The 1,128-nt window shown below is 58.2% G+C and carries 1 protein-coding gene; it reads left to right on the forward strand.

The annotated features are described in order from the left end of the window. The coding region (locus tag IEY75_RS20605) for a KamA family radical SAM protein (RefSeq protein ID WP_189116049.1) at positions 1-1,128 on the forward strand (1,128 nt) is incomplete at both ends.

Genomic DNA, 1,128 nt, shown 5'->3' on the forward strand with positions numbered 1-1,128 from the left:
CGACCAGGCGCAGATGGCGACGATGTCGATGTTGGTGCCGCCGCAGATGGTGAATACGATGGTGCCGTTTGAGGTGATGTCGACGGAGGCGTTTTATGCGGATCCGGTGCGGCGTTACATGATTCCGGTGGCGTCGGATCGGCGTTCGGATTGGGTGTCGCATCCGTATGCGACGCGGGATTCGTTGCATGAGCATGATATGTGGGTGGCGGAGGGTTTGACGCACCGTTATCCGACGAAGGTGTTGGCGGAGTTGTTGTCGACGTGTCCGCAGTATTGTGGGCATTGCACGCGGATGGATTTGGTGGGGAATTCGACTCCGCAGGTTGACAAGTTGAAGTTGACGTTGAAGCCGGTGGCGCGGTATGACGCGCATGTTGATTATTTGCGGGCGAATCCTGGTGTGCGGGATGTGGTGGTGTCCGGTGGTGATGTGGCGAATGTGCCGTGGAAGAATCTTGAGTCGTATCTGACGCGTTTGTTGGAGATTGACAGTATTCGGGATGTGCGGTTGGCGACGAAGGCGTTGATGGGTCTGCCGCAGCACTGGTTGCAGTCGGATGTGGTGGATGGTCTGGGTCGGGTTGCGGGGTTGGCGCGTGTTCGGGGTGTGAATTTGGCGATTCATACTCATGTGAATCATGTGAATTCGATTACGCCGTTGGTGGCGGCGGCGGCGCGGGCGGCGTTGGATGCGGGTGTGCGGGATGTGCGTAATCAGGGTGTGTTGATGCGGGGGGTGAATGATTCTTCGTCGGCGTTGTTGGATTTGTGTTTCGGGTTGCAGGGTGAGGCGGGGATCCTTCCGTACTACTTTTATATGTGTGACATGATTCCGAGTGCTGAGCACTGGCGGGTGTCGTTGGCGCAGGCGCAGGTGTTGCAGCATGACATTATGGGTTATCTGCCGGGTTATGCGACGCCGCGGATTGTGTGTGATGTGCCGTTTGTGGGGAAGCGGTGGGTGCATATGGTGACGGAGTATGACCGGGTGAAGGGTGTGTCGTACTGGACGAAGAATTATCGGACGTCGATTGAGTCTGCTGATGTGGAGGCGACGTCGCGGGAGTACGCGTACTACGACCCGATCGACACGCTGCCGCCGGCCGGCCAGCAGTGGTGGGCCGC

This window comes from Pilimelia terevasa (genome assembly GCF_014647915.1).
Lineage (GTDB): Bacteria > Actinomycetota > Actinomycetes > Mycobacteriales > Micromonosporaceae > Pilimelia > Pilimelia terevasa.